At 74.2% G+C, this 26,214-nt stretch carries 22 protein-coding genes; 14 read left to right on the top strand and 8 right to left on the bottom strand.

The features are described from left to right. Window positions 1-55: 55 nt before the first annotated feature. The gene (locus AB0M16_RS13130; RefSeq protein WP_365342014.1) at window positions 56-2,494 is read right to left on the bottom strand and encodes a glycoside hydrolase family 3 C-terminal domain-containing protein; all 2,439 of its coding nucleotides are present in this window, start codon (window positions 2,492-2,494) and stop codon (window positions 56-58) included. Between the two features lie 140 nt (window positions 2,495-2,634). On the opposite strand from AB0M16_RS13130, the gene AB0M16_RS13125 reads away from it, so the two are divergent. Continuing rightward, window positions 2,635-3,213 (top strand): TetR/AcrR family transcriptional regulator, encoded by a 579-nt coding sequence (locus AB0M16_RS13125; protein ID WP_365342012.1) that lies wholly within the window; start codon window positions 2,635-2,637, stop codon window positions 3,211-3,213. Between the two features lie 30 nt (window positions 3,214-3,243). Next, complete coding sequence (locus tag AB0M16_RS13120; RefSeq protein ID WP_365342343.1) at window positions 3,244-4,362, top strand: pyroglutamyl peptidase; 1,119 nt, start codon at window positions 3,244-3,246, stop codon at window positions 4,360-4,362. Here the strand turns inward: AB0M16_RS13120 and AB0M16_RS13115 are convergent. Both AB0M16_RS13115 and AB0M16_RS13110 read right to left on the bottom strand, forming a co-directional pair. Then, a complete protein-coding gene (locus AB0M16_RS13115; protein ID WP_365342010.1) occupies window positions 4,359-5,567 on the bottom strand; it encodes a serine hydrolase domain-containing protein in 1,209 nt (402 codons plus the stop codon). The two genes, AB0M16_RS13120 and AB0M16_RS13115, sit on opposite strands and share 4 nt — an antisense overlap. 86 nt (window positions 5,568-5,653) lie before the next feature. Then, window positions 5,654-6,580 carry an NAD(P)-binding domain-containing protein gene (locus AB0M16_RS13110; protein ID WP_365342008.1) on the bottom strand — a complete coding sequence of 309 codons (927 nt, stop codon included), beginning with the start codon at window positions 6,578-6,580 and terminating at the stop codon, window positions 5,654-5,656. A gap of 58 nt (window positions 6,581-6,638) precedes the next feature. On the opposite strand from AB0M16_RS13110, the gene AB0M16_RS13105 reads away from it, so the two are divergent. Together AB0M16_RS13105 and AB0M16_RS13100 are read left to right on the top strand one after the other, a co-directional pair. Continuing rightward, on the top strand, window positions 6,639-7,547 hold the full coding sequence (locus tag AB0M16_RS13105) for a LysR family transcriptional regulator (protein WP_365342007.1): 909 nt from the start codon (window positions 6,639-6,641) through the stop codon (window positions 7,545-7,547). A gap of 32 nt (window positions 7,548-7,579) precedes the next feature. Beyond that, entirely contained in the window at window positions 7,580-8,302 is a 723-nt protein-coding gene (locus AB0M16_RS13100; protein WP_365342005.1) for a carbon-nitrogen hydrolase family protein, read from the top strand. A 67-nt stretch (window positions 8,303-8,369) separates the two neighbouring features. Here AB0M16_RS13100 and AB0M16_RS13095 read toward each other — a convergent pair whose 3' ends face one another. Next, the gene (locus tag AB0M16_RS13095) at window positions 8,370-10,559 is read right to left on the bottom strand and encodes a M4 family metallopeptidase (RefSeq protein WP_365342003.1); all 2,190 of its coding nucleotides are present in this window, start codon (window positions 10,557-10,559) and stop codon (window positions 8,370-8,372) included. 146 nt (window positions 10,560-10,705) lie between these two features. On the opposite strand from AB0M16_RS13095, the gene AB0M16_RS13090 reads away from it, so the two are divergent. The 3 genes from AB0M16_RS13090 to AB0M16_RS13080 all read left to right on the top strand — a co-directional run bounded on the left by AB0M16_RS13090 (window position 10,706) and on the right by AB0M16_RS13080 (window position 14,309). After that, entirely contained in the window at window positions 10,706-11,665 is a 960-nt protein-coding gene (locus AB0M16_RS13090; RefSeq protein ID WP_365342001.1) for a LysR family transcriptional regulator, read from the top strand. Window positions 11,666-11,792: 127 nt separating this feature from the next. Continuing rightward, window positions 11,793-13,010 carry a SpoIIE family protein phosphatase gene (locus tag AB0M16_RS13085; protein WP_365341999.1) on the top strand — a complete coding sequence of 406 codons (1,218 nt, stop codon included), beginning with the start codon at window positions 11,793-11,795 and terminating at the stop codon, window positions 13,008-13,010. A gap of 75 nt (window positions 13,011-13,085) precedes the next feature. Beyond that, on the top strand, window positions 13,086-14,309 hold the full coding sequence (locus tag AB0M16_RS13080) for a serine hydrolase domain-containing protein (RefSeq protein ID WP_365341997.1): 1,224 nt from the start codon (window positions 13,086-13,088) through the stop codon (window positions 14,307-14,309). A gap of 148 nt (window positions 14,310-14,457) precedes the next feature. Here AB0M16_RS13080 and AB0M16_RS13075 read toward each other — a convergent pair whose 3' ends face one another. The 3 genes from AB0M16_RS13075 to AB0M16_RS13065 all read right to left on the bottom strand — a co-directional run bounded on the left by AB0M16_RS13075 (window position 14,458) and on the right by AB0M16_RS13065 (window position 16,949). Continuing rightward, entirely contained in the window at window positions 14,458-15,288 is an 831-nt protein-coding gene (locus AB0M16_RS13075; RefSeq protein WP_365341995.1) for an EI24 domain-containing protein, read from the bottom strand. 154 nt (window positions 15,289-15,442) lie between these two features. Next, the gene (locus AB0M16_RS13070; protein ID WP_365341993.1) at window positions 15,443-15,865 is read right to left on the bottom strand and encodes an organic hydroperoxide resistance protein; all 423 of its coding nucleotides are present in this window, start codon (window positions 15,863-15,865) and stop codon (window positions 15,443-15,445) included. A 64-nt stretch (window positions 15,866-15,929) separates the two neighbouring features. Continuing rightward, window positions 15,930-16,949 carry an NADP-dependent oxidoreductase gene (locus AB0M16_RS13065; protein WP_365341991.1) on the bottom strand — a complete coding sequence of 340 codons (1,020 nt, stop codon included), beginning with the start codon at window positions 16,947-16,949 and terminating at the stop codon, window positions 15,930-15,932. 89 nt (window positions 16,950-17,038) lie between these two features. On the opposite strand from AB0M16_RS13065, the gene AB0M16_RS13060 reads away from it, so the two are divergent. After that, complete coding sequence (locus tag AB0M16_RS13060; RefSeq protein WP_365341989.1) at window positions 17,039-17,470, top strand: MarR family transcriptional regulator; 432 nt, start codon at window positions 17,039-17,041, stop codon at window positions 17,468-17,470. Between the two features lie 120 nt (window positions 17,471-17,590). On the opposite strand, the gene AB0M16_RS13055 is transcribed toward AB0M16_RS13060, so the two are convergent. Beyond that, complete coding sequence (locus AB0M16_RS13055) at window positions 17,591-18,433, bottom strand: hypothetical protein (RefSeq protein ID WP_365341987.1); 843 nt, start codon at window positions 18,431-18,433, stop codon at window positions 17,591-17,593. 122 nt (window positions 18,434-18,555) lie between these two features. Between AB0M16_RS13055 and AB0M16_RS13050 the strand changes: the two genes are divergently transcribed. The 6 genes from AB0M16_RS13050 (at window position 18,556) to AB0M16_RS13025 (ending at window position 26,194) form a co-directional block, all read left to right on the top strand. Next, complete coding sequence (locus AB0M16_RS13050) at window positions 18,556-19,143, top strand: hypothetical protein (protein WP_365341985.1); 588 nt, start codon at window positions 18,556-18,558, stop codon at window positions 19,141-19,143. 149 nt (window positions 19,144-19,292) lie between these two features. Beyond that, complete coding sequence (locus AB0M16_RS13045) at window positions 19,293-20,339, top strand: rod shape-determining protein (RefSeq protein WP_365341983.1); 1,047 nt, start codon at window positions 19,293-19,295, stop codon at window positions 20,337-20,339. Window positions 20,340-20,373: 34 nt separating this feature from the next. Continuing rightward, window positions 20,374-21,915, top strand: coding sequence for a GAF domain-containing protein (locus AB0M16_RS13040; protein WP_365341981.1), 1,542 nt, complete (start codon window positions 20,374-20,376; stop codon window positions 21,913-21,915). 85 nt (window positions 21,916-22,000) lie between these two features. Beyond that, on the top strand, window positions 22,001-23,233 hold the full coding sequence (locus tag AB0M16_RS13035; protein ID WP_365341979.1) for an MFS transporter: 1,233 nt from the start codon (window positions 22,001-22,003) through the stop codon (window positions 23,231-23,233). Between the two features lie 20 nt (window positions 23,234-23,253). Next, complete coding sequence (locus AB0M16_RS13030) at window positions 23,254-24,720, top strand: acyl-CoA synthetase (protein ID WP_365341977.1); 1,467 nt, start codon at window positions 23,254-23,256, stop codon at window positions 24,718-24,720. Next, window positions 24,713-26,194: a carboxyl transferase domain-containing protein gene (locus AB0M16_RS13025; RefSeq protein ID WP_365341975.1), complete on the top strand. Its 1,482-nt coding sequence runs from the start codon at window positions 24,713-24,715 to the stop codon at window positions 26,192-26,194. Before AB0M16_RS13030 ends, AB0M16_RS13025 begins: the two co-directional genes overlap by 8 nt. Window positions 26,195-26,214: the final 20 nt, after the last annotated feature.

The raw sequence follows: 26,214 nt of genomic DNA, 5'->3' as shown, positions 1-26,214 counted from the left end.
AGCGGGTGTCAGGTGCGCTCCGGGGCCGGTCTTCACGGGCCGGCGTCGGACGGCGTCAGACGTCCAGACGCGCGGTCAGCCGGGCGTCGGAGAGGGAGTGGGCGGCGAGGACCTCGTAGCCGCCGGGCACGAAGGTCCAGGCTCCGCTCCCGCCCTTCTCCTCGTCCCAGATCTCGAAGGCGCGGCGCGGGAGTTCCACCGTGACCTCGACGGTCTCGCCCGCCCCGGCCTCGACGCTCGCGAAGCCGGCGAGCCAGCGGGCCGGCCGCTCCACGCCGTCGGCGACGGGGGCGAGGTAGATCTGCACGACCTCACGGCCGGCGCGCGCGCCGGTGTTGGTGAGGCGGACGGTGGCGCTCTCCGGGGTGGCCACGAGGGAGTCGTACGTCCAGGTGGTGTAGCCCAGGCCGTGACCGAACGGGTACGCGGGGACGGCGCCGGCCTTGTCCCAGGCCCGGTAGCCGATGAACACGCCTTCGGCGTAGTCGAGTTCGCCGTCGGTCGGGGTGACCTCGGTGACGGGGACGTCGGCGAGGGCGACCGGCCAGGTGGTGGGGAGGCGGCCGCCGGGCTCCTCGGCGCCGGTGATGACGTCGGCGAGGGCGGCGCCGCCCTCCTGGCCGGGGAACCAGGTGAGCAGGATGGCGGCCACGTCCTCGCGCCAGGGCAGCTCCACCGGGGAGCCGGCGTTGACGACGACGACGGTGTTCGGGTTGGCCGCGGCGACGGCGCGGACGAGGTCGTCCTGGCGGCCGGGCAGGGCGAGGTCCTTGCGGTCGAAGCCCTCGGACTCGACGCGCTCGGTGGTGGCGACGACCACGACGGCGGTGTCGGCGGCGCGGGCGGCCTCGACGGCTTCGGCGATCAGTTCGTCGGGGTCCCGGCGCGGACCGAGGTGGACGAAGGAGAACATGACGGCGGGCAGCGGGGCCGCGAACTCCTTGTCCAGGGTGTGCAGCAGGGAGACCTCGACGGTCTCGCCGGCCGTGAGGGCGACCGTGCCGCGCTCCACGGGGGATCCGAAGAAGGCCTCGAAGGGGTCGGTCTCGGGGCCCATGGCCTGCACGCCGTCGAACAGGACGCGTCCGGCGACGGTCAGCGCGTAGGCGCCGAGGCCTCGGGTGCCGAAGGAGTGCTCGCCGCTCTCGCGCGGCGTGAAGGTGCCGACGACCTCGATGGACGCGAGGGCGTCGTGGGTGACGCCGGCCGGGAGGTCGTCGCCGATCCACTGGACCTGGCCGTTGGGCAGGCTGCCCTCGCCGAGGACGTCGCCGGCGGCGTCACGGCAGACGGCCCGGAGGGTGAAGCCCTGGTCGGCGGGGGCGAGTTCGTCGCTGGGGTCGGCGCCGACGACGTACGACAGGCTGCCCTCGGGGAGGGCGGCGGTGAGGCCGTCGAGCGGGGAGACCGTGTGCTCGGGGAAGACCTGGGCGGAACCACCGCCGAGGACGCGGGCGTCGCGGGCGGCCGCGCCGGACAGGGCGACGCTCCCCCGCTCCAGGGGCAGCGCGCCGTTCTCGTTGCGGACGAGGACGAAGCCGCGGCGGGCGATCTCGCGGGCGAGGGCGTCCCCGTCCACGGGGGCGGGCGGTTCGGTGACGGCGGCCGGGGCGCCGTCGAGGACGCCGACGCGGGCGGCGAGCCGGAGGACGTTGCGTACGGCGGCGTCGACGGCCGTCTCGTCGACCTCGCCGGCGCGGACGGCGGTGGCGAGCGCCTCGCCGTAGACGGTCCGCGGACCGGGCATGGCGACGTCCAGGCCGCCCTCGATGTCGCCTCGGGTGGACCGGGCGGCCATCCAGTCGGACACGTTGTAGCCGTCGAAGCCCCATTCGCCGCGCAGGACCTCGTTCACGAGGTGGCGGTGCTCGGTCATCGTCGTGCCGTTGACCTGGTTGTAGGCGGTCATGATGCCCCACGGGTGGGCGTTCTTGACGATGGCCTCGAAGGGGGCGAGGTAGAGCTCGCGCAGCGGGCGCGGGGCGATCTTGTTGTCGACGGTGAAGCGGTCGGTCTCGGCGTCGTTGCCGACGAAGTGCTTGACCGTGGTGCCGACGCCGCCGTCCTGGACGCCTCGCACGTAGCCGGTGCCGATGGCGCCGGTGAGGAACGGGTCCTCGCTGTAGGCCTCGAAGTGGCGACCGCCGAGCGGGGTGCGGTGCAGGTTGACGGTAGGGGCGAGGAGGACGTGGACGCCCTTGCGGCGGGCCTCCTGGGCGAGCAGCCGGCCCGCCCGGCGGGCGAGGGCCGGGTCCCATGCCGCGGCGAGCGCGGTCGGTGACGGCAGGGCGACGGACGGGTCGTCCGCGGTCCAGCGGACGCCGCGGACACCGATCGGGCCGTCGGACATGACCAGGGAGGCCAGGCCGATCTCGGGCAGGGCCGGCAGGGACCACATGTCCTGTCCGGCCAGCAGCCGGGTCTTGGCGTCCAGGTCGAGCTTGGCCAGGGCCGCCTCGACGGCCTCTTCGCGCACCGCGTTCGTGTCTGCCACGGCCGTACCTCCTCGTAGTGAGCTGTGTGCGGCCCATGGTGACTCCCCTACCTGTAGATCGGTAGGTTACGTTAGGATTTCGTTATCAAATGATGGCGTACGGTCCTTCTCGACAGGGACCTTCGGAAGGGGGACGGGCGATGGCACGGGCCAGAAGCGAGGAGCGGCGGACGGAGATCGTCCGGGCCGCCCTGGAGGTGATCGCCGAGCGCGGCTACCGCGGCGCGTCCCTCGGCGCCGTGGCCGAGCGGGTCGGCCTGACCCAGCAGGGCCTGCTGCACTACTTCCCGACCAAGGAGGCGCTGCTCGTCGCCGTCCTCGAGGAGCGCGACCGCTGGGACACCAGCGGCGCCCGGGATCCGGGGAAGTGGCGGCTCGACCTCATGGAGTCGCTCGTCGAGTACAACGCGATGCGCCCGGGCATCGTGCAGACCTTCTCCGCGCTGCTCGGCGAGAGCGTCACGGAGGACCACCCGGCCCGCGCCTTCTTCACCGAGCGCTACACCCAGGTGCGGGAGAACATGGCCGAGGTCCTGCGGGCCGAGTTCGGCGAGGAACTGCCCGGCGGCCTCACCCCGGAGCGGGCGGCACCGCTGCTCACGGCGGTGATGGACGGCCTGCAGTTCCAGTGGCTGCTCGACCCGGAGGCGGTGGACATGCCGGCCTCGTTCCGGGACTTCCTGGCGCTGCTCAAGGAGGGGCGGGTCAGGGCGCCTTAGCCGGCGCACCGCGGCAGCGTGCGCCGGGACATGGGCGTCGGCGCGGGCGCGGGCGGGGGGGTACGCGACGGGCGCGGCGCACCGCGGTACGGCGCACAGCTCTGGCGCCGGGCGGTGGACCGGGCGCAGGGCCGGGGCCCCGCGGACGGCGATCCGAGTCGGGACGACGACCGCCCGCTGTACTGGGCCCGGTTGGCCCTCACGCGTGAACTGCGCGCCTGGCAGCCGGGATTCGGGGTCACCGAGGAGGGGCGCGCCCGGCTGACCGAGCGGCTCGAACGCTCCTCGCGCGGCCAGGACGCGATCCACTACCCGGCAGGCAAGGGCGTGAAGCGGATCCTGCTGACCGGCTTCGACCCTCCCCCGGCCTTCGGCCGGGGGGACCCCCATCTCGCTTCGCCCGCGCTCGACCGGGACACCCGGATCAGCAGCCCCTCCGAGGCCGCCGCGCTCGCCCTGGACGGCACCTGGCTGCGCACCGCCGACGGCTCCCTCGCCCGGGTCGAGACGGCTGTCTTCCCGGTCCGCTGGCAGGACTTCGCCGACGGCACGGTCGAGCGGACCCTGGCCCCGCACCTGCCGGACGTGGACCTCTTCACCACCGTGAGCCAGGGCCGGCCGGGCCGCTTCGACGTGGAGCGGACCAACGGGGCCTGGCGCGGCGGCTTCCCGGACAACGAGAACCTCTCCCGTACGGAGACCGTGCCCGTGGCCGACCCGGGCACGCAGCCGCAGTGGACGTCGACCACCCTTCCGTACGCGGCGATCACCGCGGCGGTGACCGGGCGCTTCCCCGTGTACGACAACACGTCCGTGACCGAGCTCCCGGCCGGCTCCGACATCCCCGTGGTCCGTCCCGGCGGTCCGACGCCCGGCTCCGCCGCCCGGGCGGGCGGCGGCGGGAACCACCTGTCCAACGAGATCGCCTACCGGGCGACCCTGCTGCGCGACCGCCTCGGCCTGGAGGACCTGCCGGGGGGTCATGTGCACACCCCCGTACTGCAGTTCGGCACCGGGAACACGGATCCGGCGACGGGCACGGTCACCGATCCCGCATTCGTCCGGAACCGGCTCGACATCATCGCCCAGGTGCGGGCGATCGTGGCCGTCGCCGCGGCGTCCCCGGGCCGGTCGTCGGACACGGTCTAGCGAGGGGTGATCCCGCCGGCGTACACGTGGTCCGGGGTGACGAGACGGGTGATCGCCCGGGCCACGAGGGTCGACGGCTCCTGGCCCCCGACGAGGGAGTCGGTGGTCAGGATGAGGACCAGGGTCGCCTTGCGCTCGGGCAGGTGGACGGTCACGGTCTCGTACCCGGGCAGGGAGCCGTTGTGGCCGATCCAGCCGTTGGTCTCGAGGATGCCGAGGCCGTAGGTGGTGCCCGGGAAACCGGTCGGCAGCGTCTTCATCCGCTCGGCCTGGGTCTCGGGGCTGAGAAGCTTCCCCTTGGCGAGCACCGGGGCCCAGCGGCGCAGGTCCTGGAGGTTCGAGATCATCCCGCCGGCCGCCCAGGCCCAGCTGGGGTTCCAGTCCGTGGTGTCCTCGACGGCGCCGGTCAGCGTCTGGTCGCTGTAGCCGCGCGCGTGCGGCTCGGGGAACTCGGCGCCCTCCGGGAGGAAGGTGTGGCGCAGGCCGGCCGGGCGGACCACGCGCTCGCGGATGACCTGGGCGAGCGGCCGGCCGGTCACCTTCTCGATCACCAGGCCGAGCAGGACCAGGTTGGAGTTGCAGTACTGGAACGTGGTGCCGGGCTCGGCGATGTTGGCGTGCCGGTAGCCGTAGGAGAGAACCTCCCACGGGTTGAAGGCGCGCTCCGGCTCGCTGTACAGGTCGTGGCTGAAGTCGGGGTCGGAGGTGTACGGGAAGAGGCCGCTGCGCATCTCGGCGAGGTGCCGCAGCGTGATCTTGTGACCGTTGGGGACGCCGCGGATGTAGTCGTCGATGGGGTCGTCGAGCTTCACCTTGCCCTCGTCGACGAGTTCGAGCAGCGCGGTGACCGTGAAGGTCTTGGTCTCGCTGCCGATCCGGACGTAGGTGTCGGCGAACATCGGCTGCCCCGTGGCCTTGTCGGCGACACCGGTCGCGCGGACGTAGCAGCCCTTGCCGGGCATCCACAGGCCGACGACGAGTCCGGGGATCCCGGCCTGCTCGCGGACGTCCTCGACGGTCCTGTCCAGCTCGGCGGTCAGCGCGGGGCCGAGGCCGTCCCGCGGGCAGTCGTCGCCGTGGTGCGGACCGGCGGCCGGGACGGGCGCGGCGTGGACGGCGGTGGCGGGGGTCGTCGCCACCGGGGCCAGCACGGACGCGACGAGCAGCGTCGCGGCGAACAGCCGGCGGGGGGAGGTACGTCGCATGGCGGGGCGCCTCTTCCAGGTTCACGGGGTCGGACGGCCTCAGATCACCACCGGCCCCCGCGCGGGACCGCCGCGCGGTGGCCGCGTCACGGCGAGTCCACTCGTTCGGCGCCCCGCGCGAGGTGCTGGTGGGCGACGGCGGCGAGGTCCTCGCCGGCGAGGGCCGGGTCGCGGGTGAGGGCGGCGTGGACGGCCTCCAGGACGGGGAGCTTCGCCGTCGCGGTGGCCAGGGCCACGTCCTTCGCGGCGAGCGCGACCGGGAAGTGGGCGCCGGTCGCGGTGGCGCGGCCCACGGCGCCGGCGAGGGGGCCCGCGGCGAGGGTGCGCAGGGCGAGTTCGCGGGGCAGGCCGAGGGAGTCGGCGAGGGTCAGGGCCTCGCCGACCAGGGTGACGCCGCCGATGACGGCGTTGATGAGGACGAGTTTGAGGGCGGCGCCCGCACCGGGTCCGCCGCACGCGGTGACGGAGCCGAAGCGGTCGAGGACGTGGGCGACGGGGGCGGTGTCGCCGCCGGCCAGGACGATCAGCTCGCCGGTGGCCGCCCGGTCGACGCTGCCCATGACCGGCGCGTCGACGAGGGTGACGCCCTCGGGCAGCTTCGCGGCCAGGGCGCGGACGGTGTCGGGGCCGACGGTGGAGGTGTCGATCCAGTGGGTGCCGGGGCGCAGCGCCGGGACCATCGCGTCGGCGACGGCGAGCGCGGCGGCCGGGTCGGCCAGCATGGTGACGACGACGTCGACGTCGGCGACGGCCTCGGCGGGCGTCGCGGCCCGCACGGCTCCGGCGGCGGCGAGCTCGTCGGCCTTGGCGGCGGTGCGGTTCCAGACGGTGAGCGAGGCGAAAGTGCCGGCGTCGAGCAGGCGGCGGGCCATGGGGAGGCCCATGGAGCCGAGGCCGAGGAAGGCGATCTTCTGCGCGGCCGGGCGGGTGGCCCCGTGCGTCCCGTGCGCGCTCGCGTGCGCGCTCTGGTGCGTCTCGTGCGTCTCGTGCGTCTCGTGCGTCTCGTTCTGCATGCCGTCGACGCTAGAAGGTCCTGCGGCATGCCACAAGCGAATGTCTAGCATGGTGACCATGTCTGCTTCGCATGGCTTGTACGAGGTGTTCCTCGCGGTCGCCCACGAGGGCTCCTTCACGGCGGCCGCCCGCACGCTCGGCTACACGCAGTCCGCGATCTCCCGTCAGATCCAGGCGCTGGAGGACGAGACGGGGGCGCTCCTGTTCGAGCGCCTGCCGCGCGGGGTGCGACTGAGCGAGGCGGGGCGGGTACTGCTGCCGCACGCGGAGGCGGTCCGGGACCGGCTCGCGGTCGCCCGTGCGGAGCTGGAGGCGCTGCGCACGCTGGACGGCGGGCTGCTCCGGCTCGGCGCCTTCGCCAGCGCGGGCGCGGCGCTCGTGCCGCGCGCGCAGGCCGGCTTCCGGCGACGGCACCCGGGGGTCGCGGTGACCCGGATCGAGGGACCGTCGGTGAAGCACCTGGGGCTGGTCGCGGCCGGCGAGGAGGACCTGGCCGTGGTCAGCCCGGCGGCCGGCGGTCCCGCGCCGGAGGGAGTGACGCTCCACCACCTCCTGGACGAGCCGATGCTGGTGGCCCTGGAGCCCGGGCATCCGTGCGCGGGGCGGCGGGACGTACGGCTCGCGGCGCTCGCCGACGAGGAGTGGATCGTCGGCAACGAGCGCCTGGAGGACACCTTGTTCCGCCCGGCCGTCGCCGCCGGGCTGCGGCCGCGCACGGGCCTCATCGCGCACGACTGGATCGCGAAGCTGGGCGCGGTCGCGGCCGGGCTCGGGGTCACGCTCGTCCCGGCCCTGGCGGCGGCCTCGGTGCGACCGGACGTGGCTCTGGTGACGATCCACCCGGACGACGTGCCGTACCGGCAGATCTGCGCGGCGACCCCACCGACGCCGACCGGGGCGGCGACGGCTTTCCTGGGCCTGCTGCACGAGACCGCCCGCGCACTAACACCTGCCGACCACTATTGACCCTTACAGAGGGGCGCGGGATGATGGCCGCCATGATCGTCGCCGCCACGCAGTTCACCCCGGTCGCCGGGGACATCGCCACCAACGTCCGCACGCTCGCCGAGACGGTTCGCGTCGCCGGAGCGGCGGGGGCGCGGCTGGTGGTCTTCTCCGAGCTGTCGCTCACCGGTTACGAGCCGAGCCTGATCGCGCGCTCCCCCGAACTCGTCCTCACCGAGGACGACCCCCGCCTCGAACCGCTGCGTGAGGCCTGCCGGGCGGTCCGGGCGGCGGCCGTGGTCAACGGCCCGGTCCGCACGCCCGGAGGGCGCCCCGCGATCACCACGCTGGTCATCGGCCCGGACGGCGCGCTCCTGACCCGCTACGACAAGCAGCACCTGTACGGGGTCGAGGCCGAGGTCTTCGCACCGGGCGCAACCGACGGGCGGTTCGAGCTCGACGGGCTCCGCTTCGCGCTGGCCACCTGTTACGACAACCGCTTCCCCGAGCTCGCCGAGCGGGCCGCCGCCGACTCCTGCCACGCGTACCTGGCGAGTTCGGTGCTCTCCGCCGACAACGACTCCTTCGAGACGGTCTATCCCGCGCGGGCCCGGGACTTCGGCCTGCACGTCGTGCTCGGCAACGTCCTCGGCGCCAACGAGGACGGCGTGGGCGGCGGCCTGGCCGGCGCCTGGGGCCCGGACGGGGCGCGGCTCGCCGACGCCGGTCCGGCCGAGCCCGGCCACGTGCTCGTGGACGTGCCGGGCGGCCGGTAGAAATCCGGCCGCCCGGCTCGGGAGGCCCGTCACAAAACCCCCTGTCCGTGACGGTGTCCCGCCCCTGTTACGGGGCGCTCAGGCCCAGCGTGTACGCGCCGGAGCCGCTGTAGGCGTGCACCACGTAGCGGTAGTAGCCCGCGGTGCCCTTGTAGGCGATGTCCTCGTCGGCGCTCGCGGTGCCGCCGACCGCCACGTCCGCCCAGCCCGACCCGTTCCACTTCTGCAGGTACAGGTCGAAGTCGGCGCCGGCCGGACCGCGCAGGCAGCCCACGTGGGTGCCGGAGGTCGCCGAGTAGTAGTACGAGCCGTCCGGCTGGGCGTCGGCCTGGCCGTCGGTCAGCGAACCCTCGTACGTGTACTCGGTGTTGTCGCAGCCGGTGGGCGGCGTGGTCGTGCCGACCGACAGCTGGTAGGTGACGGTGTGCGTGGCGGAGCCCGTACCGGTGACGGTGATCGGGTAGGTGCCGTTGGCGGTGCCGGCCGCGACCTGGACGGTCATGGTCGAGGAGTTGCCCGAGGTCACCGAGGACGGGCTGAAGGAGACGGTGACCCCGCTCGGGGCACCGCTCGCGGAGAGCTGCACGGTCTGCGCGCTGCCGCCGGTGGTGCTGGTGCCGACCGTGGAGGTGACCGAGGCACCCGGCTGGACCGACCCGGAGGCCGGGTTCAGGGCGAGCGAGAAGTCCGGCGTGGTGGTGCCGCCGCAGTCCGTCTCACCGGACTGGGCCGGGACGCCGATCGCGTTCCAGGCCGTCTTCACCGCGTTGCACTCGGCGCTGCCGTAGGTGTTCTTGGCGCTGGCCAGGGTCGCCTTGCGGGCGGCGAGGTGGTTCCAGGAGGAGGTCTTCATCAGCAGGGCGCCCATGAAGATCTTGCCGGCCTTCTGGATCCCGATCCCGGTGACCGAGGAGGGTCCGCCGGAACATATGGGGCTGGCCGGCTTGCCGCCGCCCGGGTTGGAGCCCTCGGCGAGCAGGTAGAACCAGTGGTTCTGCGGGCCGGCCGCCGCGTGCACCTCGGTGCCGGCGTTCAGCTGCGGGTAGCAGTTGGGATCGCCGGCCAACGAGGGGTTGTGCATGTACCGGATCGGCTTGTTGTCGCCGAGGAAGTTCAGCTTCTCGCCGACCGTGTAGTCGGGGGTGTCGTTGGGGTTGTTCGCGAAGTGCTCGGTGAGCGCTCCGAAGATGTCGCCGGTGGACTCGTTCATCCCCCCGTTCTCGTTGGACGAGCCGGCGCTGCCCGGGGTCCGGTCGAAGATCTCGTGCCCGTACTCGTGCGCCACGACGTCGATGCCGGTGAGCTGCATCGTGCCGTTCTGGTTGTGTCCGTACGTGGTCTTGGTGCCGTCGTAGTAGGCGTTGACCTCGCCCAGGCCGGCGCGGGCCGGGACCATGCCGCCCTGGCCGTTCTGGCCGTTGTAGCCGAGCCACTGCTTGAGCATGTCGGACTCGCGCTGGGCCGCGTACATGATGTCGACGCAGGCGGTCACGAGGTCGTTGGCGGTGCCGTTGCCCCACGGCGGGGTGCCCGTGTAGGCACTGCCGTTCTGGCCACCGCACTTGAAGCCGGAGCGGTTGGGGTCGGTCATCGAGCTCGCGGCGGTGTCGATGGTGACGTTGCCGTTGTGGTAGCCGCGGCCGTCGGCGTGCAGGATCTTGTCGGTGGCCTGCGTGACCTTGCCGGTGCGGGCGTCGACGTAGGTGTCGAGCGAGCTCGGCAGGCCCTGGGCGGTGCGGCCGACGACCAGGGTGTGCCAGGTGAGGACCGGCTTGTTCCCCTTGAGCAGCACGGTCAGTTCGGGGGTGCCCGCGCTCTCGACGCCCGCCAGCTGCGCCTCGGCGGTGGCGAGGGCGGCGGCGGAGCCGACCGTGGCCTTGGTGGAGATCCGGATGGCCGGGGCGGGCGCGGCGGCGACCTCGCGGACCTTGCCGGCGCTGTCGGAGACGACGACGGCGTCGCCGCCTGCCACCGGTAGGCCCTTGTAGGTGCGCTGGTAGGCGGCGTAGTAGAGGCCGCCCGCCCACGGGGTCACCGCGGTGCGGACGAGTTCCTCGTCGGTGCCGTGGCGCAGCCCGTCGAGTCCGCTGGCGGCGGCCTTGTCGGCGGCGGCGAGGGCGAGGGACTTGCCGTGCCCGGGCGGTACGGGCTGCGACGGTCCCGCGGCGGCGGCGTTCGCGGTGCCCGCGAGGGTGCCCGCGAGGCTCGCCGTCAGGGCGAGCGCCGCCAGGGCCGCCGAGAGTCTGGTGGGGTGCACGTCTGCTCCGTTTCGGGTGGGGGGAGACGGTGGGACGCGCCGAGTATGGGCGTGGACATGCCCATCGCGGGACATCTCACCCGGCATAAGACGCGCGTTATGCCGAAGGGCTCCGTCCACCGCCGCACCGTGCGTACGCTGCTGAAATGCAGCTGGAGTTGAGGCATCTTGAGGCCGTCTGCCGGATAGCGGAAGCGGGCAGTCTGGGGCGTGCCGCCGCTCGGCTCGGGGTCTCCCAGCCGGCCCTCTCCGCCCAGCTGCGGCGGATCGAACGGGCCACGGGCGGCGAGCTGTTCACCCGTGGCCGGCACGGCGTCGAGCCCACCCCGCTGGGTGAGTTCGTGCTGTCCAGGGCGCGCCGGGTGCTCGGCGAGATGGACGCCCTCGCGGCCGGCGCCCGGGCCGCCGCGCCGCATCCGACGCTGCGCCTCGGCTGCATCCTGCTGGTCCTGGTGGACCGGCTGATCGGGCGCCTGGAGCAGGAGCTGGGGGGCCAGGAGATCGAGGTCAGCATCGAGCACTCGGTGACCACGCTCAGCCGGCTGCTGGGCGCCGGGCGGTACGACGCCGTCGTGTACGGGGAGGTCGCCGACCACGAGGTCCCGCTGCCCGAGGGAGCGGTGGCGCGGACCCTGGTGCCGAGGGAGCCGTTCTGCGTGCGCATGTCCGCGGCCCACCCGCTGGCCGGGCGGGACCGGATCGAGCTCGCGGACCTCGCGGGCGAGACCTGGATGACCATGGTGGAGGACGACGACGGCGGCCCCGAGGCGCTGGTCGGCGCCTGCCGAAGGGCGGGGTTCACCCCGACGCTGCGCTACCGGATCGCCGACCGCAAGATGCACTACGACCTGATCGCGGCGGGCCGGGCGATCTCCGTGAGCCAGCCGTCGGCGCCGCCCGCCGAGGGCACCGTGCTCCGCCCGCTGGCCGGCGACCCGATCACCGGCCGCATCCGGCTCGCCTGGAACCGGGCGGCGGTCTCCGAGCGGCGCGCCGGTCTGCTGTACCGGGCGGCGGCACTCGCGTACCTGGACAACGTCCCCAACAACACCTTCCACCGGGCCTGGTGGGAGGCCCGCCCGGAGCTCCACCCGGTCCTGGACTGACCGGGGCCGCACCCCTGCCGGACGCGCCCGAACGCTCCCGGTACCCCACCGCCGTACCTGCCGGGGTCGCGCTCCGGGATGTGCGCGGCCCGCGCGCGGCGCACCCTGGTCTCAGAGGTGATGGACGGTGACCGACTACGCGACCGTGTTCCGGGCGCTGCCCGGCATGGTCGCGCTGCTCACCCCTGACCTGGTGTACGTCGACGCCAACGACGACTTCGTCCTCCTGTCGGGACGCACCCGGGAGCAACTGATCGGCCGGAACGTGTTCGACGTGTTCCCCGACAACCCGAACGATCCGGCGGCGAGCGGCGTACGGAACCTGGCGGCATCGCTCCGCCGGGTGGTCGAGACCGGCGAGCGGGACGCCATGGCCCCGCAGCGCTACGACGTCGAGCACGTGGACCGGCCCGGGGAGTGGGACGTGCGGTACTGGAGCCCGGTCAACGCTCCGGTGCTCGGTCCCGACGGCCGGGTGGTGCTCCTGATCCACCGGGTGGAGGAGATCACCGAGCTGATCCGGTCCCGTGGCGGGCCCACCAACGCCCGCGCCCGGGTCCTGGAGGCCGAGGTGTACGCCCGGGCCCGGGAGCTCCAGGAGGTCAACGAGCGCCTGCGCGCGGCGCACGCCCGGGAGCGCGAGGTGGCGCTCTCCCTGCAGGAGGCGATGCTGCCCGCGCCGGTACCGATCGGGGCGCACCCGACGGCCGTGCGCTACCGGCCGGCGGTCGGCGCGCTGAACGTGTGCGGGGACTGGTACGACCTGGTCACGCTGGCCGGCGGCGACCGGGGCGGCGTGGCGGTCGGCGACGTGGTGGGGCACGGGCTGACCGCCGCGGGGGTGATGGGCCAGCTGCGCAGCGCCCTCAGCGCCGCGTCCCGGGTCGTCGAGGGGCCCGCGGAGGCCCTGGACGTGCTCGACCTGTACGCCCGGTCCGTCGCGGGCGCCGAGAACTCCACGGCCGTCGAGACCTGGATCGACTGGGACCGCCGGGTCGTCACGTACAGCAGCGCCGGGCACCTGCCGCCCGCGCTGCTCCACCCGACCGGGCGGGTGGAGTTCCTGGACGGGGCGACGGATCCACCGCTCGGGGCGCGCCCGGAGCGCTCGCCCCGGCCGCAGGCGGAGGCCGCCTTCACCTCGGGCGGCGCCCTGGTCCTGTACACCGACGGGCTCGTCGAGCGGCGCCGCGAGGACATCGACGCCGGTCTCGAACGCCTCGCCGGGGCCCTCACGCGGCACCGTGGCGCCGAGCCGGACGCGCTGGCCGACGCGCTGCTCCTGGAGATGCTGCCGGTGGGCGGCGCGACGGACGACACGGCGCTGATCGTCGTGGGGCTGTGAGGCGTCCGGGCGGGTCCCGCGCCGCACGCGGAGTGTTCCACGGGATCAACGGGACCTTCCGGACATAGTGCGGGCATGAGACGCACCTCCCGGAACCGAGCGGCGCTCCTCGCCGCCGCCCTGCTCGCCACCCTCCTCCCCGCCGGCGCGGCCGTCGCGCACAGCCCCTCCGGGCCGCCCGGCGGGCACGGTGACCGCGACTGCGTACGGACCCGGCACCCCTTGGACGCCCGGGGCCGTCAGGTCCTGGAGATCGCCCGCAAGGCCCAGCAGGACCTCAAGCTGAACGCCGTGCTGCTGCGGGTCACCGACGGCGGCAGGGAGGTCGTCACGGACGCGCTCGGCGAGTCGATGACCGGCGTCCCGGCCGAGCCCGGCATGCACTTCCGGGCCGGCTCGGTGGCCTTCGCGCACATCGGCACGACCCTGCTGCGGCTGGTCGAGCAGGGCCGGGTCGACCTCGACGCCACGGTGGAGCCCTGGCTGCCCGAGGTGCCGCGGGCGAAGGAGATCACGCTGCGGATGCTGGCCAACAACACCAGTGGGCTGCACGACTACGTCACCGACCCCGAGTTCGGGGCCGAGCTGACGGCCGCCCCGTTCCGCGCCTGGACTCCCGACGAGCTGCTGGCGTTCCCCTTCTCCCACGACTTCTGGTACGACCCGGGCACCAACTGGAGCTACTCGCACGCCAACTACCTGCTCCTGGAAAGGGCCCTGGAGCGGATCACCGGGCAGCGGATCGACAGGCTCGTGGAGGAGCAGGTCACCGGACCGCTGGGGCTGCGGAACACGCGGAACGGCTTCACCCCGGAGATCCCCCGCCCGGTCCTGCACGCCTTCACCTCGGACCGCGGTCTCTACGAGGAGTCCACGTTCTGGAACCCGTCGTGGACCACCGGACCGGGCGCGGTGATCACCTCGACCGTCTGCGACATGGCCCGCTCCGCGCAGGGCATCGGCAGCGGCGAGCTGATCTCGCGGCGCTCGTACCGCACCCTGCTGGACCCGGGCACGGTCGGCCTCGGCGTGCCGACCGCGAAGTGCCCGGCCGACATCTGCCTGAAGCAGACCGAGGCGAAGCACTTCGGGCTCGGCGTCATCGTCGCCAACACCTGGCTGCTGCAGAACCCGTCTTTCTCCGGGTACGCGGCGATCCAGGCGTACCTGCCGTCGAAGCGACTGTCCATCGCGGTGTCCACGACGAAGACGCCGGACACCCCCGAGGGGAACACGGCCGAGGTGGTGGCGGAGCGGATCGCGGCGGCCCTCGCCCCGGAGCACCCGCTGCAGCCCTGACCGGGCCGGGTCCGGGCGCCGGGCCGGGTCCGTGCGCCGGGCCGGGTCCGTGCGCCGGGCCAGAGCGAGGGCCGGGCCAGAGCGAGGGCCGGGCCACAGGCGAGGCCCGGGGCCGGAGCCGAGGCCGGGGGCCGGGGCCTCGGCGGGCTCAGGCGGTGCGGTACGGCACGCCTCGCGTCCGGCCCGCCGCGTCGTCGGCGGCGGCGTCGTCACCGTCATCGGCACCGGCGTCCTCGTCCGTCGCCTCGCCGGTCAGCTCCCGGGCCATCAGGGTGGCTCCGGCGACCGCGCCCGGCATCAGCAGGACGGCGGCGAAGGGGACGAGGAAGGCGAGGGTGAGGGGGACACCGAAGCCGAGCACGGCCATCCGACGGCCGCGCAACAGGCCCAGGCGCTCCTTGAACTCGACGCCCCGGCGCTGGAGCGCCACCGCGGCGAGCTCCTCGGTGAGGAAGAAGCCGGAGACGCAGAAGCCGATCGCGGGGACCACGGTCTGGCCGACGACCGGAATGAAGCCGGCCGCGAAGAGCAGGACGCCGTAGAGCGCGACCCGCAGCAGGACGCGCAGGCTGTCGCGGGCGGAGATCCACAGCTCGCGCCACAGCGGCAGACCGGACTCGGGCACCTCGCCGCCCTCGCTGCGGTCGACCGCCTCGGACAGCGACTCGTAGAAGGGCTGGCCGATCAGCAGCGTGACGGCGGTGAAGGTGATCACGGCGAGGAAGATGCCGAGCGCGAAGACCAGGAAGGTCAGGGTGCCCCGGAACACGCCCTGCCAGGGCGAGCCCCAGTCGTCGGCGAACGGCGTCGCCCAGGCCGTCAGGTCGTCGGCCCCGTAGAAGAGCCCGACCAGCGCCCCCACGTAGAGGACGAAGGTGACGAGCCCGGGCAGCAGCCCGAACCCGAACCACCGTCCGTGAGTGCCGACCCATTTCTGCCCTTGCAGCAGGTAACGAAATCCTGCCCCGAAATCACGCATGGCGATCACCCTAGTGGCGGGTCCGGCGGAGGCCCGCTTCCTGTTCCGAACTTGAGACGGTGCCCCGGCCGGCGGACGTGCCCCGGACCTGCGGGAGGGCCGCACCCTGGTCGGTCAGGGTGCGGCCCTCGTTCTCAGTGTGCGGCGGGCCGGCTCAGACGGCGAGCTCGACCGTGATGTTGCCGCGGGTCGCCTTGGAGTACGGGCAGACCTGGTGGGCCTTCTCGATGAGGCTCTTGGCGGTCTCGGCGTCCACGTTCGGGATGGTCGCCGAGATCTTCACGATGATGCCGAAGCCCTCGTCGTTCTTGCCTATGCCGACCTCGGCGGTGACCGTCGAGCCGGAGACGTCCGCGTTCTCGTTGCGGGCGACCACGCCGAGGGCGCCCTGGAAGCAGGCGCTGTAGCCGGCGGCGAAGAGCTGCTCGGGGTTGGTGCCCGCGCCGGAGCCGCCCATGGCCTTGGGCGGGTTGACGACGACCTCGAGCTGGCCGTCGTCGGTGGCGACCCGGCCGTCGCGGCCGTTCTCGGCGGTGGCGACGGCGGTGTACAGGACGTCGGACTGCTGAATCGACATGCTGCTGTCTTCCTTTTTCCGTTCGCCGCGACTCGCGCCCACGATCGCGACGGCTGAGGGAAGACTAGCGGGTCGTCGAGACGATCATCTTTCCGGTGTTGTCGCCGCGGAGCATGCCGAGGAAGGCGTCCACGCCGTTCTCGATCCCCTCGACGGAGGTCTCCCGGTACTGGAGCTCACCGGAGCGCAGCCAGCCGCCGACCTCCTGCACGAACTGCGGCTGCATCCCGTAGTGGTCGCCGACGAGGACGCCCTGGAGGCGGAGCCGCTTGCCGATGATCATGGCCATGTTGCGCGGGCCGGGGACCGGCTCGGTGTCGTTGTACTGCGCGATCATGCCGCAGATGGTGGCGCGGCCGTGCACGTTGAGCGAGGAGATCGCGGCTTCGAGGTGGTCGCCGCCGACGTTGTCGAAGTAGACGTCGATGCCGTCCGGAGCCGCCTCGCGCAGCTGGTCCTTGACCGGGCCGTTGCGGTAGTTGAAGGCGGCGTCGAAGCCGAGCTCCTCGACCAGCCACTTCACCTTCTCGTCGGAGCCGGCCGAGCCGATGACCCGGGAGGCGCCCTTGAGCCGCGCCATCTGGCCGACCTGGCTGCCGACGGCGCCGGCCGCGCCGGAGACGAAGACGGAGTCGCCCTCCTTGAAGGAGGCGACCTCGAAGAGGCCCGCGTAGGCGGTGAGGCCGGTCATGCCGAGCACGCCGAGGTACGCGGACAGCGGCGCGAGCGCCGGGTCGACCTTGGTGGCGTGCTGGGCGGGCACCTCGGCGTACTCGCGCCAGCCGAGGCCGTGCAGCACGTGGTCGCCGACGGCGAAGCCCTCGGCGTTGGAGGCGACGACCTCGCCGACCGCGCCGCCGTCCATCGGGTGGTCCAGCTTGAAGGGCGGGATGTAGGACTTGACGTCGTTCATCCGGCCGCGCATGTACGGGTCCACGGAGAAGTGCTGGTTGCGCACGAGGATGCGGCCCTCGCCGGGCTCGGTCACCGGCTTCTCGCGGAGGGCGAAGTCCGCGGGCACGGGCCAGCCGTGCGGGCGGGCGACGAGGTGCCACTCACGGCTGGACGCGGGGAGTACGGACATCGGCGGAGCCTCCTAGAAATGCTTCATGAACTGAAACAACCATGCGCCTCGATATTTCAGGTTGTCAAGCATCGGAGTACGATGAAGCCATGCCCACCCAACGCACGGACCCCCTGACGCTGGAAGTCGTGGAGCTCATCGGCACCGTCGTGGCCCGCTACCACGACGAGTACGAGGAGGCCGCCGCCGCGCACGCCCTCACCGGCGCGCAGGCCCGCGTCCTCGGGCTGCTGGCCCTGGAGCCCACCCCCATGCGGAAGATCGCCGAGAAGCTCAAGTGCGAGCCGTCGAACGTGACGGGGATCATCGACCGCCTGGAGTCCCGGGGCCTGGTCGAGCGCCGCCCCGACCCGGCCGACCGCCGCGTGAAGGTGGCCGCCCCCACCGACGAGGGCCGCGACACCGCCCGCCGGCTGCGCGAGTCGCTGCGCTTCGCGCGCGAGCCGCTCGGCGAGCTCACCGAGACCGAACGCACCCTGCTGCGCGACCTGCTCAAGCGGATGCTGGGCACGCCCGCCTAGGCGTGCTGTCCGGCGGATCGGTGGCGGACCGGCCGTGATCCGCCGGACAGGACGGCCGCTGCGGCCGTGATCCGCCGGACAGGCCCCGGCCAGGTGGTGTCCGGCAGCACCGGACAGGCGTCAGACGCACCACCACAGGAAGCGGGTGCAGCTCGGCGTCGGGCTCGGTGTGGGGCTCGGCGTCTGCGGGCCGGGGGCCGCGGTCGGGCCGCCGCCGGGCGGGGGCGAGGCGCTGCCGGAGGGACCGTTCGAGGGCGTGCCGGAAGGGTCTTCCGGGCCCGGTGGGGTCGCCGTCGGGGAGGCGCCGGAGTCGTCCCCGGAGCCCGTCCCCGTGCCGTCACCCGTCCCCGTGGCCGCACCGTCGCCGGAACCGGCCCCTCCCCCGCCCACGCCACGGCCGGAGCCTCGCGTGAGGTGACCGGTGGACGTCGGGCGCGCGGTGACCGACTCGACGGGCCCGGGGCCGCCGTCCGGCCGGGCGGTGCTCTCCGAGGGCGCCGGCGGATCCGGGTCGAGGGTCTCCTCGACGACGTCCTCCTCCTGGACGGCGGTGGCGGCGCCGCCACCGTCGGGCTGCTCCAGGGCCAGCTTGGCCATGCTCAGCGAACCGGCCGCCAACGCGAAGCCGAGCGTGCCGAGCAGCACCGTGCGGCCACGCCGCGAGCGCGCCCGCCGCCCGCCCCGCGCGGCGGCCCGGCCGCCCGTCCGGCTCCTGCCACGGCGTGCGGCCGCGCGCCCCTCGGCGGGCCTGGCCGGCTCGAGCGGCTCCAGTTCGTACGCGTGGCCGTACTCCGGTTCCCCGGGCGGCAGGATCGCTGCCGGTTCCGTGAACGTGGACGTGGGCACGGGCGCAGGGGTGGGCTGGTGGGGGGCGAAGTACCGCAGCTCCTCGGCGGGGGTCCCGCAACCGGCACAGGCCAGGGCGCCGTTGAGATGCCGTCGGCACTGGTGGCAGTAGTCCATGGCGCCCGCAGGCTATGCGCCGCTCGGACACGACTCATAGACGTGGAGGTGTGGATTCTGTGAGGAAACCGCAGGTCGTCGGCGTGCCGTCGCGAATCTCCCCCTTCGGGCAGGATGGGCGCATGACCCCTGCCGCCCCCTTTGGGCCGTACGAGTTCCAGCTCGTCCTGCTCCGCCGGATGGCCGACCACCAGCCCGGGCTCGTCGAGGAGGCGCTGCGCGAACTCGACGCGACGCGCACCGAGATGCGCGAGGCGAACAAGCGCTGGCAGGCGCGGGCGCACGCCCGCCCGTCGGCCTCGGGCGAGTTCGAGCGCTACCGGCAGGCCCTCGGGGAGCCGGAGGCACGGCACCCGGTGCGCGGCGACAGCGAGGCGTGGTCGTGGCCGGTGCCGCTCTGGCCGGAGCTGCGCTTCACCGTCCTGGTGGGCCCGCGCCGCGCGGTGTGGTCCCGTTCGCTGACCCGCGCCCCCGGGGCCGCCGCGCCGGACCTGCGCACGGCCGACGACCTGCGTCCCTGGCGGTGCACGATCGACGAGGTCTGGCGCGCCTTCCGGGAGGTCGAGGCCCGGGAGGGCGTCTCCCCCGCCCTCGCCCGGCTCGACTTCACCCTGGCCGACGGCGGCCGCGGCGCGGCCGAGTTCGCCTGGGGGCTGCTCCAGCGTCAGGTACCGCCGCTCGGCGGGCGGGCGGCGACCCCCTGGGCCTGATGTCCCGTCAGGGTTCTCCGGGGCCGCCCCACCCCCGGGCGGCTCAGCTCAGCGCGCGCCCGGGGCGGGGCGGCAGGACGATCGAACAGGACCGCGCACCCCGCGCGCCCCGCCTCGCCCGTGCCAGCACCGCACTCCGGAGGACCGCCGTGACCGTCAGCCTTGAGCAGCTGCGCCGCTGCCATGTCGCCGTCGACCTGGGCGCCGCCCGCACCCGGGTCTTCGTCAAGGGCGCCGGACTCGTCGTCGACGAGCCGTCCGTCGCCGCCGTGAACACCCGCACCGGCGCGCTCATCGCCGTCGGCGCCCTCGCCGAGAAGATGACCGGCCGCACCCCCGACTACATCCGGGTGGTCCGTCCCGTCTCCGGCGGCACCGTCGTCGACATCGAGATGGCCCAGCGGATGCTCCGCCACCTCCTCGGCGACAAGCTCCGCCGCCAGCTGCGCCGCAAGCCCCGGCTGCGCGCCGCCGCCTGCACCCCGCACGACAGCGACCCGCTCGCCCAGCGCGCCGCCGTGGAGACCCTGGTCGGCCTGGGCGCCCGCCGGGTCGAGCTGGTCGACACCCTGATCGCGGCCGCGGTGGGCTGCGGCCTCCCGGTCGAGCAGCCGACCGCGACCATGATCCTGGTGTGCGGGGCGGCCACCACGCAGGTCGCGGTGCTCTCGCTGGGCGCGATCGTCACCGCCGAGCGCATGCCGGTCGGCGGCGACGCCATCGACCACGCGGTCATCCAGCACCTGCGCCACCAGCACGAACTCATGCTGCCGAGCCAGTCGGTGCGCCCGCTGCAGGTCGCCCTGCACGGCAACGGCCTGACGCTCCAGGGCCCCACCTTCACCGAGATCCACGGCCGCGACGTGGCCACCGGCCTCGCCCGCTCGGTGACCGTCGACACCGCCGCGGTGCGGCAGGCCATCCAGACTCCGCTGACCGCCGTCCTCGACGGCATCGGCAAGGTGCTCCGCGACTGCCCGCCCGACCTGGTGGCGGACCTCGCCGACCGCGGGATCATGATGGTCGGCGGCAGCGCCCTGCTGCCGGGGCTCGACCAGATGCTGCGCGAGGCCACCGGGATGCCCGTGCACATCGCCGAGCGCCCGGACGTCTGCGCCGTCCTCGGGCTCGGCGCGATGCTGGAGGGCCGGATCCAGCCCCTGGTCCTCGACCCACTGGCCGAGACCGCCGAATAGCCCACGGATGGGCGCTTTGTACGACAATGACCCCATGTCGATCATGGACGAGGACGGATACGGAAACGATCCTGCACCGCGGCTGCCCATGCTGCTCGAAGCCGTCCTCAGCGTCGGCACCGAGCTCGAACTGCGGGCCACCCTCCAGCACATCGTGGACACCGCCACCGCGCTGACCGGCGCCCGCTACGGTGCGCTCGGAGTCGTCGACCCCGAGCGCCCGCGCATCACCGACCTGTTCACCTCCGGCATGACCGAGGAGCAGCGGCAGCGGATCGGCCGCCTCCCCGACGGACACACCGGACTGCTCGGCGTCCTCGTCCAGGAACCGCAGCCGCTGCGGCTCGACGACGTGCGCGCCGACCCGCGCGCGTCCGGCGTGCCCGAGGGGCACCCGGAGATGCGGTCCTTCCTCGGGGTGCCCATCCGCGTCCACACCGAGGTGTTCGGCAACCTCTACCTCACCGACAAGCCCACCGGCCGCTTCGCCGACGAGGACCTGGCCCTGCTGCGCGTCCTCGCCACCCAGGCCGGCATCGCGATCGGCAACGCCCGCCTGTACGAGACGGCCCGGCAGCGAGAGCGGTGGATCGAGGGCGCCGCGGCCGTGACGACCGCGCTGCTCACCGGGAAGCCGGCCGAGGACGCCCTGACGACCGTCGCCGAACGGGCCAGGATCCTCGCCGACGCCTCGGCGGGCGTGGTGCTCCAGCCGACCCCCGAGGGCGGCATGGAGATCGTGGCCGCCTCCACCCCCGACGACCCCGGCGACCTGGTCGGCACCACGATCGCGCCCGGCTCCCCGGTACTGGTCCAGCTGCTCGGCGGCGAGCCCGTGTTCGTCGAGGACTCGGCCACCGACCCGCGCATGACCACCCCTGTGCGCAGCCGCTTCGGGCCGTCGATGATGCTGCCGCTGCGCAGCGGCGGACAGCTCATCGGCACGCTCGCCCTGCCGCGGCGGCGCGGCGACCGCCCGTACACGGCGGTGGACCGGCTGCTGGCCTCCCAGTTCGCCTCCCAGGCGGCGCTCGCCCTCGTCCTCGCCGACGCCCAGCACGACCGTGAGCAGCTCGCCGTCTACGAGGACCGCGACCGGATCGCCCGCGACCTGCACGACCTCGTCGTGCAACGCCTGTTCGCCACCGAGATGATGCTGGAGTCGACCCGGCGGCGGGCCGCCGTCCACGAGGTCGACACGCTCCTCGGCCGGGCCGTGGACGAACTGGACTCGACGATCCAGGAGGTCCGGACCACGATCTTCGCGCTCCAGCAGCCACCGGCCGACGCCCCGGCCTCCTTCCGCGGCCGGGTGCTGCGCGAGACCGGCGGCGCGGCGGCGCTGCTGGGCTTCCAGCCCTCCGTGCACTTCTCCGGCGCGGTCGACACCCTCTCCGACGAGGCCTCCGCCGACCGGCTGCTCGCCGCCCTGCGCGGTGCGCTGGCCGCCGCCCACCGGCGGCCGCGCGTCGGGGCCGTCACGGTCGAGGTCGGCGCCGACGAGGCGGGGCTGCGACTGCGGGTCGAGGACGACGCGGATCCGCCGACGGTCGTGACCTGGCCCCAGGAGGCCTGAGGGCGGGCTCCTCCCGGTCGGCCGGGGCTCCCCGTTCGGCGTAGCCCCGCGCGCCGCGCCCGCCTTCGGGATCTTGACTGAACGCGTGGACACCGAAGCGAAGATCCCCGCGGCCGCCTACCGCAACCTGCTCCTGGCCACCGTCGGCTTCACCCTGACCTTCTGGGCGTGGGACCTCATCGCGCCGCTCGCCAGCTGGTACGGCGACCGGCTCTCGCTCAGCTCCTTCGAGCAGTCGCTGCTCGTCGCGATCCCCGTCCTGGTCGGCTCGCTCGGCCGGATCCCGGCCGGCGCGCTCACCGACCGGTACGGCGCGAAGCTGATGTTCCCGCTGGTGTCGGCGCTGACGATCGTGCCCGTGCTGCTCCTGATCGTCGTCAAGGACAGTTACGGCCTGCTGCTGGTCGTCGCCTTCCTGCTCGGGCTCGGCGGCACGACCTTCGCCATCGGCATCCCGCTGGTCAACTCCTGGTTCCCACCCGCCAAGCGCGGCTTCGCGCTCGGCGTCTTCGGCATGGGCATGGGCGGCGTGGCGCTCTCCGGCTACTTCACCCCGCGGATCGCCGAGCACGGCGAGGACCTGCCGTTCGTCGTCGTGGCCGTCGCCCTCGCCGCGTACGCCGTCCTCGCCGCGCTCCTCATCAGCGACCGCCCCGACCGGCCGATCCCCTCCGAATCCCTCGCCCACCGCCTCGGCCGGGCCGGCCGGCTGCGGGTGACCTGGGAGCTGTCGGCGCTGTACGCGATCGGCTTCGGCGGCATCGTCGCCTTCGGTGTCTACCTGCCCACCTATCTGAAGACCTGGTACGAGCTCGACCCGACCGACGCGGGGACCAAGGCCGCCGGATTCGCCGTGGTGACCGTCGTCTTCCGGCCGATCGGCGGCTGGCTCTCGGACCGGGTCCACCCGGCCCTGGTGACCTCCGCTGCACTGGGGGGCGTCGCCCTGCTCGCCATCGTCCAGGCCTTCGACCCGCCGCTGGACCCCGGCGGCACGATCGCCCTGCTGGTCATGGCCGCCGGCCTCGGCACCGCGAGCGGCGCGGTCTTCGCCCTGGTCTCCCAGGTCACCCCGCAGCCCCAGGTAGGCAGCGTGACCGGCATCGTCGGCGCGATGGGCGGCCTCGGCGGCTTCGTCCCGCCGCTGGTCATGGGCGCGATCTACAGCGCCAAGGGCTCGTACTCGATCGGCTTCATGCTGCTGTCCGACCTGGCCCTGGCCGGCTGCGTCTACGCGTACGGGAGGATGCGGAACGTGCGCCCCGACGGCGACACGCCCGCGCCGGACGTGAGCAAGGTCGCAGCACGCCGTCCCTGACGGCTGGGCAGAATGCGCCCATGAGCGCCCTGTTCCCGGCCCTGAGGGCCGCATCCGACCGGCCGGCCCTGCGGTTCGGCGCCGACACCCTGACGTACGCGGAACTGGCGCGCGCCGCCTGTGCCCTGGCGCCCCGGCTCCTGACCGCCGGAAGGGTCGCCGTCTGGGCCACCCCCACGGCGGAGACGGCCGTGGGCGTCGTCGCCGCGCTGCTCGCCGGCGTGCCGGCCGTCCCGCTCAACCCCCGCGTCGGCGAGCGCGAACTGGCGCACATCCTCGGCGACAGCGCGCCGGGGGTCGTGCTCGCGGGCGCCGCGGACGCCCTGCCGGCGGGACTCGCGGAGCTGCCGCGGATCGACGTCGTGACGGGGACCGCGCAGGTCCCGGCGCCCTGCTCGGAGCCGGAGGACCCCGAGACCCCCGCCCTGATCGTCTACACCTCCGGAACGACCGGCCCGCCCAAGGGCGTCGTGCTGTCCCGGCGTGCGATCGCCGCCTCCCTCGACGCCCTCGCGGACGCCTGGGCCTGGACGGACGCGGACGTCCTCGTGCACGGCCTGCCCCTGTTCCACGTCCACGGGCTCGTCCTCGGCGTCCTCGGCCCGCTGCGGCGCGGCGGCGAACTGCGCCACCTGGGCGGCTTCTCCGTCGAGGGCGTCACGAAGGAGCTCGGGGACGGCGGCGGCACGATGCTGTTCGGGGTGCCGACCATGTACCACCGGCTCGCCGAGGCGCTCCCCCACGACCCCGCATCGGTCCGGTCCCTGACGAAGGCCCGGCTGCTCGTCTCCGGCTCGGCGGCGCTCCCGGTCCACGACCACGAGCGCATCCGGGCGGCGACGGGCCGGACGGTGGTCGAGCGCTACGGCATGACCGAGACCCTGATGAACACGTCGGTCCTCGTCGGCTCTGAGCCCCGCCCCGGTTCGGTGGGGCTGCCGCTGGGCGGGGTGGAGCTGCGCCTGGCCGAGGAGGACGGCTCGGTCCTCGGGGCGGAGGCCTACGACGGCGAGACGGTCGGCGAGATCCAGGTGCGCGGCCCGAACCTGTTCTCCGCGTACCTCAACCGTCCCGACGCGACGGCGGCCGCCTTCACCGAGGACGGCTGGTTCCGCACCGGGGACATGGGGGTGCGCGAGCGCGACGGCCACGTCCGGATCGTCGGCCGCAAGGCGACCGACCTCATCAAGAGCGGCGGGTACAAGATCGGCGCCGGCGAGATCGAGAACACGCTGCTCGACCACCCGGACGTGCGCGAGGCCGCCGTGACCGGCGAGCCCGACCCCGACCTGGGCGAGCGGATCGTGGCCTGGGTGGTCCCCGCTGACCCCGAGGCCCCGCCGGCGGCGGACGCGCTCGCCGCGCACGTCTCGGCCCAGCTCGCCCCGCACAAGCGCCCCCGCGAGGTCCGCTACCTGACGGCGCTGCCCCGCAACGACATGGGCAAGGTCCTGAAGAAGGCCCTCCGGGAGCCCTCCCGTGGCTGAGCGGCTCTCCGCCCGGGAGGCGGTCGCGCTGGTGGCGGACGACTTCGTCCCGCTCACCGCCCCCTCGGCACCGGACCGGACGGCACGGGAGGACCGGTTCCCGGAGGACGAGGCGCCCGAGGCGCCCGCACCCGCGTCCGCGGAGGACCGGAGACCGGAGGACGACCCGGCCGGGCCCGGCCGTCCGGCCGGCGCCGACGGGCCGATCGGCTGGCCCGGCTACGACGCCTCCCGGGCCCGGGCCGCCGCGCGCACCGGTGAGGACGAGTCGGTGCGGTACGGCACGGCGACCGTCGGCGGGATCCGCTGCGTCCTCGTGGTCTTCGAGTTCGGCTTCCTCGGCGGCTCGCTCGGCCGGGCGGCGGGCGACCGGCTCGTCGCGGCGTTCCGTACGGCGGCCGAACGGCGGCTCCCGCTGGTGTCTCTGGTCGCGACCGGTGGCAGCCGTATGCAGGAGGGCATGATCGCCCTCACCCAGCTGCAGCGCGTCGCCGCCGAGACCGTCCGGCTGCGCGCGACGGGCGTTGCCCACGTGGCCGTGCTGCGCGACCCGACGACCGGCGGCGGCTGGGCCACCCTCGGTGCGGGCGCCGACGTCGTGCTGGCCCTGCCCACCGCCCAGGTCGCCTTCGCGGGCTCCCGCGTGCGGCCCCCGGACGCCGACCCCGCCGCGTACACGGCGGAGGACCAGCACGCCCACGGACACGTGGACGCGCTCGTCCCGCCCGAGCGGCTGCGGGAGACCCTGGCGCTGTGGCTGCGGCTCCTGCGCCCGGCGGCCGGGTCCGCAGCGGCCCCCGCTCCCCCGCCCCACGCGCTCGGCCGTCTCGGCCTGCCCGCCACCGGGTGGGCGGCCGTGCGGGCGGCGCGTGCCGCCGACCGGCCGCGCGCCGGGGCCTACCTGGACGCGTACTTCGAGGTCCGCGCGGCGGTCCGCGGGGACCGGGCCGGGGGCGTGGATCCCGGGGTGGAGTGCGGCTTCGGGGTGCGCGAGGGGCAGGTCGTGGCCTACGCCGCACAGGACGGCGGGGCGACCCGGCCCGCCGGCTTCCGGACCGTCGCGCGGCTCGTGGGGCTCGCCGACCGGCTCGGGATCCCGGTCCTGACGCTGATCGACACACCCGGCGCGGCCAACGACGCCGCCGCCGAGCGGGCCGGGACGGGCCCGGCCGTCGCGGCGGCGTTCGCCGCCGTCGCCGGGGCCCGCGTCCCCGTCACGTCGCTGCTCGTCGGCGAGGGCGGATCCGGCGGGGCGCTCGCGCTCGCGGCACCCGGCAACACCTGGGCCACACCGGACAGCTACTTCTCCGTCATCGCGCCCGAGCCGGCCGCGCAGATCCTCAAGCGCCCCCGGGAGCAGGTCCCCGCCACGGCGGACGAGCTCCGGCTGCGTCCCCAGGACCTGGTGGAGCTCGGCCTCGTACGGGGGATCGTCCGGGCGGACCCGGGGCAGCGCGAAGCCCCCTCGGGGTGAGGGGGCTCCGCCGCGGTGCG

It is taken from the genome of Streptomyces sp. NPDC051921, assembly GCF_040680975.1.
GTDB lineage: Bacteria > Actinomycetota > Actinomycetes > Streptomycetales > Streptomycetaceae > Streptomyces.
This window is presented reverse-complemented; position numbering and strand designations above follow the sequence as displayed.

Excerpts from the sequence above, each read along its gene's own strand:
- AB0M16_RS13125 (WP_365342012.1), top strand. The coding sequence starts at position 2,635 with ATGGCACGGGCCAGAAGCGAGGAGCGGCGGACGGAGATCGTCCGGGCC.
- AB0M16_RS13120 (WP_365342343.1), top strand. The coding sequence starts at position 3,244 with ATGGGCGTCGGCGCGGGCGCGGGCGGGGGGGTACGCGACGGGCGCGGC.
- AB0M16_RS13115 (WP_365342010.1), bottom strand. The coding sequence starts at position 5,567 with ATGCGACGTACCTCCCCCCGCCGGCTGTTCGCCGCGACGCTGCTCGTC.
- AB0M16_RS13110 (WP_365342008.1), bottom strand. The coding sequence starts at position 6,580 with ATGCAGAACGAGACGCACGAGACGCACGAGACGCACGAGACGCACCAG.
- AB0M16_RS13105 (WP_365342007.1), top strand. The coding sequence starts at position 6,639 with ATGTCTGCTTCGCATGGCTTGTACGAGGTGTTCCTCGCGGTCGCCCAC.
- AB0M16_RS13100 (WP_365342005.1), top strand. The coding sequence starts at position 7,580 with ATGATCGTCGCCGCCACGCAGTTCACCCCGGTCGCCGGGGACATCGCC.
- AB0M16_RS13090 (WP_365342001.1), top strand. The coding sequence starts at position 10,706 with ATGCAGCTGGAGTTGAGGCATCTTGAGGCCGTCTGCCGGATAGCGGAA.
- AB0M16_RS13080 (WP_365341997.1), top strand. The coding sequence starts at position 13,086 with ATGAGACGCACCTCCCGGAACCGAGCGGCGCTCCTCGCCGCCGCCCTG.
- AB0M16_RS13075 (WP_365341995.1), bottom strand. The coding sequence starts at position 15,288 with ATGCGTGATTTCGGGGCAGGATTTCGTTACCTGCTGCAAGGGCAGAAA.
- AB0M16_RS13070 (WP_365341993.1), bottom strand. The coding sequence starts at position 15,865 with ATGTCGATTCAGCAGTCCGACGTCCTGTACACCGCCGTCGCCACCGCC.
- AB0M16_RS13065 (WP_365341991.1), bottom strand. The coding sequence starts at position 16,949 with ATGTCCGTACTCCCCGCGTCCAGCCGTGAGTGGCACCTCGTCGCCCGC.
- AB0M16_RS13060 (WP_365341989.1), top strand. The coding sequence starts at position 17,039 with ATGCCCACCCAACGCACGGACCCCCTGACGCTGGAAGTCGTGGAGCTC.
- AB0M16_RS13055 (WP_365341987.1), bottom strand. The coding sequence starts at position 18,433 with ATGGACTACTGCCACCAGTGCCGACGGCATCTCAACGGCGCCCTGGCC.
- AB0M16_RS13050 (WP_365341985.1), top strand. The coding sequence starts at position 18,556 with ATGACCCCTGCCGCCCCCTTTGGGCCGTACGAGTTCCAGCTCGTCCTG.
- AB0M16_RS13040 (WP_365341981.1), top strand. The coding sequence starts at position 20,374 with ATGTCGATCATGGACGAGGACGGATACGGAAACGATCCTGCACCGCGG.
- AB0M16_RS13030 (WP_365341977.1), top strand. The coding sequence starts at position 23,254 with ATGAGCGCCCTGTTCCCGGCCCTGAGGGCCGCATCCGACCGGCCGGCC.